Source organism: Streptomyces graminilatus, assembly GCF_001418565.1.
Classification (GTDB): Bacteria; Actinomycetota; Actinomycetes; order Streptomycetales; family Streptomycetaceae; genus Streptomyces; species Streptomyces graminilatus.
This window is the reverse complement of record NZ_LIQQ01000106.1, coordinates 1-7,849: the sequence shown is the minus strand read 5'-3', so window position 1 is coordinate 7,849 and position 7,849 is coordinate 1. Positions and strand designations below refer to the sequence as shown.

Annotated in this window: 5 protein-coding genes and 1 pseudogene; 4 read left to right on the top strand and 2 right to left on the bottom strand. The window is 68.9% G+C overall.

Going from position 1 to position 7,849, the window contains the following annotated elements; translation table 11 throughout:
* From AOK08_RS10615 to AOK08_RS10605, 3 genes and pseudogenes are all read left to right on the top strand, one after another.
* A pseudogene (locus tag AOK08_RS10615) lies at positions 1 to 249 on the top strand (expansin EXLX1 family cellulose-binding protein); the annotation flags it as partial.
* A 248-nt stretch (positions 250 to 497) separates the two neighbouring features.
* Positions 498 to 1,904, top strand: a complete 1,407-nt coding sequence (locus AOK08_RS10610; RefSeq protein WP_055525234.1) for a DUF2252 domain-containing protein — start codon at positions 498 to 500, stop codon at positions 1,902 to 1,904.
* Positions 1,905 to 1,966: 62 nt separating this feature from the next.
* A complete protein-coding gene (locus AOK08_RS10605; protein WP_055525233.1) occupies positions 1,967 to 2,380 on the top strand; it encodes an SHOCT domain-containing protein in 414 nt (137 codons plus the stop codon).
* A 61-nt stretch (positions 2,381 to 2,441) separates the two neighbouring features.
* Here AOK08_RS10605 and AOK08_RS10600 read toward each other — a convergent pair whose 3' ends face one another.
* Both AOK08_RS10600 and AOK08_RS10595 read right to left on the bottom strand, forming a co-directional pair.
* A complete protein-coding gene (locus AOK08_RS10600; RefSeq protein WP_241826905.1) occupies positions 2,442 to 4,316 on the bottom strand; it encodes an RICIN domain-containing protein in 1,875 nt (624 codons plus the stop codon).
* Between the two features lie 111 nt (positions 4,317 to 4,427).
* Entirely contained in the window at positions 4,428 to 5,924 is a 1,497-nt protein-coding gene (locus tag AOK08_RS10595) for a family 43 glycosylhydrolase (RefSeq protein ID WP_107100916.1), read from the bottom strand.
* 423 nt (positions 5,925 to 6,347) lie between these two features.
* Here AOK08_RS10595 and AOK08_RS10590 point away from each other — a divergent pair, with 423 nt between their 5' ends.
* On the top strand, positions 6,348 to 7,781 hold the full coding sequence (locus tag AOK08_RS10590) for a glycoside hydrolase family 43 protein (RefSeq protein WP_055525235.1): 1,434 nt from the start codon (positions 6,348 to 6,350) through the stop codon (positions 7,779 to 7,781).
* Positions 7,782 to 7,849: the final 68 nt, after the last annotated feature.

Sequence of the window (7,849 nt, the reverse complement as noted above, 5' to 3'; positions counted from 1 at the left end):
AGCCAGTACTGGTGCGGCATCCAGGCCATCGGCCACCGCAACCCGCTCGCCCGCCTGGAGGTCCGCGTGAACGGCGGCTGGCGCAAGCTCGCCCGTACCGGCTACAACTACTTCCTCTCCCCCAGCGGCAGCGGATGCGGCAAGTCGATCAGGCTCACCGACATCTACGGACAGCAACTGACCGTCAACGGGATCGCCGTGCGCCCGAATGTCGTGCAGCCGACCCGGGTCCAGTTCGCCCACCGCTGACCCCACCACGACGGAGCCATGACCGCGCGGGACGGCCGGAACCAGGCCGTCCCGCTCGCCCATCCCGCTCGCCCATCCCTCTCGCCCATCCCGCTCGCCCGTCCCGCTCGTCCGCCCCGCACGGGCCGCCTCTCCACCTCCGAGATGCCGCCCGGTGCGCGGTGTGGAACGGTGGGAAGGCCGAAAACGGGACCGGACCGGGGCAAAGGTCCCCCCGGGAAGCGGGACTCCGTTCTGGAGGAGGCGTGATGGTCGTGCTCGACACGAACGGCGGAATGCATCCGAAGGAGCGGGCCGCGCTGGGCCGGGCCGCGCGAAAGGACGCACCTCGCTCGGCGCACGAGGAGTACCAGCCGTCCGTGAAACGTCCGGACCCGGTGGACGTCGTCGAGGCGCAGTCGGCCACCCGGCTGCCGGAACTCATCCCCATCCGCTACGGCCGGATGCTGGAGTCCCCGTTCCGCTTCTACCGGGGCGCCGCCGCCATCATGGCCGGTGACCTGGCCGACACTCCCCGCTCGGGGTTCACCGCCCAACTGTGCGGGGACGCCCATCTGCTCAACTTCCGGCTGCTCGGCTCGCCCGAGCGGCACCTGATGTTCGACATCAACGACTTCGACGAGACCCTGCCGGGCCCCTGGGAGTGGGACGTCAAGAGGCTCGCCGCCAGCCTGGCCATCGCCGGACGCGAGAACGGCTTCACGGACGCCGAGCGGGCCACCGTCGTACGGACCACCGTACGGTCCTACCGCGAGCGGATGCGCCTCTTCGCCGGCCTGGGCAACCTCACCGTCTGGTACGCCAAGGCCGACGCGGACGCGCTGTGGGAGATGGCCGAGCGGAAGGTGGGGGCGGCGGCCCGCGAGCGCGCCCGGCGGGCCATGACCAAGGCACGTGGCCGCGACAGCGTCCAGGCGTTCGAGAAGCTGACGCGAGTGGTGGACGGCGAACGCCGGATCGCCCCCGACCCGCCCCTGATCGTGCCCCTCCAGGACCTGCTGCCGGACGTCGAACGCGAAGCCCTGGAAGAACAACTGCGCGACCTGATCGAGCTCTACGGTCACAGCCTGGAATCGGACCGCCGCCATCTGCTGCACCAGTTCCGCTTCGTCGACACGGCCCGCAAGGTGGTCGGGGTCGGCAGCGTGGGCACCCGCTGCTGGATCATGCTGCTGCTCGGCCGGGACGACGAGGATCCGCTGCTGCTCCAGGCCAAGGAGGCCGACCGGTCCGTGCTGGCCCCGTTCGCGGGGGCGAGCGCCTACGACAACCAGGGCCATCGGGTCGTCGCCGGGCAGCGTCTCATGCAGGCCGCCAGTGACATCTTTCTCGGCTGGGCCCGCGTCAGGGGCATCGACGGACGCCAACGCGACTTCTACGTACGCCAGTTGCGGGACTGGAAGGGCATCGCCGCACCCCAGCTCATGACCCCCAAGGACATGCGCGTCTTCGGCGAGCTCTGCGGCGCCACCCTCGCCCGCGCCCACGCCCGGTCCGGGGACCGTATCGCCATCGGCGCCTATCTCGGCGGCGGCGACTCCTTCGACCGTGCCCTCGCCGTCTTCGCCGAGCACTACGCGGACCAGAACGAACGCGACCACCAGGCACTCACCGACGCCGTACACACCGGCCGGGTCCGCGCCCTGCACTCGTAGTGCGGCGGGCGACCCGGGACCACCGCCGCGCCGCGAGGCACGGCACGGGCAGGAGGACGACCATGAGCGGCAACCTGTATCTGGCCTACGACTATCCCCTGCTGGGCGCGTTCTGGACATTGATGTGGATCTTCCTGTGGATCCTGTGGATCGTCCTGCTGTTCCGCGTCATCGTCGATGTCTTCCGCGACGACTCGATGAGCGGCTGGGGGAAGGCGGGGTGGACCGTCTTCGTGGTCGTCCTGCCGTTCGTCGGCATCTTCGTGTACCTGATCGCCCGGGGCCGTGACATGGGCAGGCGCGAGCACGAGGCGGCCAGGGCACGACAGGCGTCGCTCGACGCGTACTACCAGCCGAGCCCGTCGGCCTCCGCCGGCACTGCCGACGAGCTGAAGAAGCTCTCCGATCTGAAGAGCAGGGGCGTCATCACCGAGACGGAGTTCCAGCACGCCAAGGAGAAGGTCCTGACGTCCTGACCCCGGCCCGGGATGCACCGCGCCGCCCGACGCGCGGGCGGCGCGGGGGTGGGTACGACGGTCAGCCCATGCCCTGGAGGCGCCAGATCTGGTTCTTCTTGCTGTTGAGGACGCTCGCCGGGTCGCAGGTCCACTGGTGGAGCTTCGCGCCGGGCGTGGTCGAGTTCCCGTTCACGTCCACGCACTTGCCGCTGTGGACGGCGACCAGCTGGTAGTCCTTGCTGTTGCCCAGCGCCGTGACGGGGTTGAGGGTGAACATCTGGTTCACGGCACCGTTGCAGGTGTACTGGATGACGGCGGCGGCGTCGGCCGTGGACGCGCCCGCGACGTCCAGGCACTTGCCGCTCAGCTCGTTGACCACCGTGTAGGTGTTCGCCCGGCCGGTGACCGGCTTGAGGTCCAGCATCTGCTGGTAGCCGCCCTCGCACGAGTACTGCTGGTACTGGGTGCCGTCGGCCGTGCTGAGGTTGGTGTCGTCCAGGCACTGGCCGCTGTGCTGCGCCACCGCGACCGTGGAGACGGTCGTGTTCGACGGCGGAAGCAGGGTGACCGTGTAGCCGTCCTTGGAGTCGGTCCACGGCACGCTCACCGAGGCCGAGTCGCCGCCGACGGACAGGGTCCGGTCGGAGACGGTGACCGGTCCGGTCACGGCACCGCCGCCGTTGTTCGGGATTCGCTGGACTACCGCCCGGACCCGGCCGTTCTCCACCACCGAGGTGGTGTCGAGACGGTTGAGGGCGACGGTGACCGTGCCGGTGTTGCCGTTGCTGCCCAGCAGGATCTTCGCGTTCCGCGCGGAGTTGTCCTTCGTCGCCAGCCCGTCGGTGTTCGCACCGGGCGTGACCTTCACGACGTTCCCGGTCTGGGAGCCGTAGTAGCGGTAGAGGAACCACTCCCCCAGCGGCAGGTACTGACTGCCCGACTTCGTCAGCAGGTTCGCCTCGAAGTCGTGCAGATTGGCCGCCGACGCCCAGTTGGCGCGCAGGCCGTCCACGCCCGCACGCTCCAGCCGCGAGATGTACCAGCCGCCCCGGCCCGGATTCTGCTCGTCGCCGTTGCCGTACTCGTTGACCTGGAAGGGACGGCTCGTCGTCATCGACCGCGCCGCCAGCATCGAGTTGATGGCGTTGCTGTCGACGACCGGGTCGCCGGGCAGATCGTGCCAGCTGTAGATGTCGGGGGCGACGTTGTTCGCCTTCACGTAGTCGAGGTACGTGTTCCACCAGGTGTTGCCTGTCGAGGGCTTGCTGCAACCGCTCGCGCCGACGACGACGGCGCCGGGGATGGCGGCGCGGATCTTGCGATAGGCGCGCTTCCACATCTCCAGGTACTGCGGCTGGCCGGAGCCCCAGAACTGGCGGCATTCGGGCTCGTTCCAGATGTCCCAGTCGATGTCGGTCATGCCCGCGGCCTTCACATCGCCGAGCAGCCGGTCGTAGAAGGCGTCGAAGCGGGACCAGTCGCCGTTGTCACCGGGGAAGGTGGGGATGCTGGTGCCGTCGGCGCCCCACAGGTCGTGCGGCAGCAGGACGAACGTTCCGCCCAGCGCCTTGGTGCGCTTGTACTGGGCCAGGGTGGCGTTCCACCGGCGGTCGTACTTGCCGGCGACCCAGCCGCCGGGGTTGTCCAGTTGGGCTCCGCCGGCCCGCATGAACTTCCACTTGATGTCCCGGTAGAAGTGGTCCTGGGGCAGCGAGCCGTTCTCGGTCATCCCGTAGAGGGTGCCCGAGGCCCGGTAGGTGGGGGCGCCCCCGGCCGTGGCGAAGTCGACGGCCACGGTGGTGTCGGCGGCCCGCGCCGAGGTGCCGGGCAGGGCGAGGGCGGCGACCGACGCGAGGAGCGCGGCGAGCGCGGTGGTCCTGCGCGGGCGGCGGCTTCCGGGGGAGCCGGGCCTGCCGTCGCGTCTGGGCAGGTCAGGTCTGCGGGATATACGCACGAGGTCTCCAGAGGGGGGTGGGTGACGCCCGGGCAGGGGGTACCCGGGGCGAGCGTGGGCTGCGCGCGGCGCAGCAAGGGTCGTCGACTGTCGGCCGACGACCGACAGCGGTCAGCCGACCGGCACCAGCCGCCACTGCTGGCAGTCGTTGTTCAGCCAGGTCCACTGGCGTACGTCGGTGCCGTCGGCGGTGCCGCAGTCGGCGACGTCGGCGACCTTGCCGCTGTTCTCGTTCACGATCCGTACGTAGTCACCGGTGGCCGTGTACACCAACCGGTACTTCTGGCAGTTGTTGTTCAGCCACGACCACTGCCGGATGTCCGTGCCGTCGGCCGTGCCGCAGCTCGCGGTGTCCATGACCTTGCCGCTCGACACGTTCACCAGCCGGTTGGTGTCGTTGCCCAGGTCCTCGATCCGCCACTTCTGGTTGGCGCCGCCGTGGCAGGTCCACTGGTGGATGTTCGCGCCGTCGGCGCCGCTGTTGCCCGACACGTCCAGGCACTTGCCGCTTTTGCGGTTCACCAGGGTGTACGCGGTCGGGGTGGCCGCCGTCTCCCCGGAGGGACCCGGCAGGGTGGTGCCGACGGCCAGGGGCGTGCCGAGGTTCGGTGTGCCGTCGGCGTTCCAGGTGAACTTCTGGGCCCTGGTCGTACGGCCGTTGCCGCAGGTGCCGTTCGCGCTGTCGTTGGCGTGGTAGACGATCCAGTTCTCGGTGCCGTCGGGCGAGGTGAAGAAGCCGTTGTGGCCGGGGGCGTAGACGCCGGCGGCGTCATCGCGGTGGAAGACCGGCGACGGCTTCTTCGTCCACGCGGCGGGGTTCAGCGGGTCGGTGCCGGTCAGTTCCAGTTGGCCCAACTGGTAGTCGGGGGTGTCACAGGCGCTCGCGGAGTAGACGAGAAACGTACGGCCGTCACGCTGGAGAGGTTCCGGGCCCTCGTTGACGGGCGCGCCCCGGGTCTCCCAGCCGAGCGTCGGCTTTGAGATGACGCTCCAACTCCCGCTGACGGTGTACGGGTTGCTCATCGCGGCGATGACCAGGCTGGGCGGCATGCTGCCACTGGTCCTCCCGCTGCCCACGAGGTACGTCCGGCCGTTCACCCGCAGAACGCTCGCGTCGATCAGCCAGTTCGCCGGGTAGAGCTCGGAGCCGGTGATCATCGACTTGTACGTGTAGGGGCCCATCGGGTCCGTGCCCGCGCTCTCCAGGACATGCGTGCGCTGGGTGCCCTCCGCCCCGCAGCACGGAGTGCCGCTCTGCCCGGCGCTGTAGTACAGGTACCAGTGTCCGCCGGAGAAGTGGATCTCCGGGGCCCAGATGTTGGAGTTGCGGGTGGGGGTCGTGTCCGACCAGATCTGCACGTTGGGAGCGGTGGCGAGGCCCGCGAGGGTGGGCGACTTCCGCATGCCCAGGACACCGGTGAACGTCGTCGTGACGAGGTAGTAGTCGCCGTCGTAGTACTCCAGCCAGGGATCGGCGCCCTTCGCCGGCTTGAGGGGGTTCGTGTAGGGGCGGCCGTCTGTCGCGGACGCGGGTCCCTGTGCACAGGCCAGCGCGGTGAGCAGTGCCAGCGCGCCGGCTAACCACGGCTTCGGGCGGCGATGGATCACGGTACTCCTCCTTCGAGCGAACCGGTTCACTTCACTCGTGACGAAAAGTGGACCGATCGAGTCAAATACCCCGAGTGGATGGGCATTTCGGCGTCGAACCGGTTCGCTTGAAGGGAAGGTAAGAGTCGGCCATGCGGGTGTCAATACTTCTCACACGCCACCCGAAACATTTCGGAAACCTATAGGGCCGACCCCTCAACCGCCTTCCCGGGCCCCCCGGTTCATGAACGTCGGAGGTATTGACGCCTCCCGCTCCCCGGACTTAGCGTCTGCCCGACTTCACGAACATCGTTCGACTTATCGGACAACTCGCCCCGGACGCACGGGAACTCGGCACCCGCACCCCACCTTTCCCGCATCGCGCGACAACCGGGCCACCTCCCCTTTCCCCCCACGGAACGACAGGAGACGTACATGTCGGCCATGTCCGCGCTTCGCGCACGGCTGGCGGCGATACTGCTCGCCGCGTGCCTCCTCCTCACCGGCCAGTCCCTGGCCGCACCACAGCGGGCCACCGCCGCCGATCCCGGCTACCTCATGGCGCACTTCATCGGCGAGGGAGCGACCGGGCAGCAGCTCTACTTCTCGCACAGCACCGACGGCGTGCACTGGAACGACCTCAACGGCGGTGGAATGACGCTGCGTTCGACGGTCGGCACGCGCGGGGTGCGCGACCCCGCCGTGGTGCGTTCTCCCGACGGGAGCAAGTACTGGATCATCGCGACCGACCTGTGCATCGACTGCGGCCAGAACTGGGACCAGGCCGTGAACAACGCCAGCCGCAACCTCGTGGTGTGGGAGTCGACGGACCTGGTCAACTGGTCGGAGCCGTGGCTGCTCAATGTCGCCGGCGCCATCCCCGACGGCCGCAACGCCTGGGCGCCCGAAGCGATCTGGAACCCGGCCACCAACGACTACATCCTTTACTGGGCGACGAACGCGACCCTCAACGGCGTACTCAAGCACCGCATCTACTACGCCCGCACCACCGACTTCCGCAGCATCACCACCCCGCAGCTCTACATCGACCGCCCCGGCACCCAGGGCATCATCGACACCCAGATCGTCGAAGTACCGTCCGGAGTCGGCAACTACCGTTACGTACGGGCCTCCGGCGACGGCCAGATCACGCTCGAAGGCAGCAACTCGGTCCTCGGGACGTGGACCAGGCTCGGTGACCTCTCCGGGATCGGCCTCACCGGCTCGCAGGTCGAGGGCCCGATGTGGATGAAGTTCAACGGCACCAACAAGTGGGGCCTCTACCTCGACCAGTACGCCTCGTCGGGCGGCTACATGCCCGTCCTGACGACGGACCCGTCCAACCCCGCCGCCTATCAGAGGCAGTCGTCGGCCAGTTACAACATGGGCGGCACGAAGAAGCGCCACGGCTGGATCCTGAACCTGACGTCCGCCGAGGAGACCCGGCTGCTCGCCCGCTGGCCCAACACCCCCGCCCAGCGGCTCCAGTCGTACAACTTCCAGGACCGCTACGTCCGGCACAGCAACTTCGACGCCCGTATCGACCCGAACGTCAACCCGGCCGACGACTCCCGGTTCCGGCCGCGCCCCGGCCTGGCGGGCACCGGCACCGTCTCCTTCGAGTCGGTGAACTACCCCGGCTACTACCTGCGCCACTTCAACTACGACTTCCAGCTCGTCCGCAACGACGGCAGCGCCCAGTTCGCCCAGGACGCCACCTTCCGCAGGGTCGCCGGGCTCGCCGACCCGGCCTGGTCGTCGTACCAATCGGTCAACCACCCCGACCACTACATCCGCCACTACGCCTACGAACTGCGCCTCGACCCGATCGCCACCGCGACCGAACGCGCCGACGCCACCTTCCGCACGACGAACTGACCGACCCGCAAGCCGTTCCGACCGGGATGCCGGCGCCTCCGAGGAGAGCGCCGGCATCCCGGTCGGAA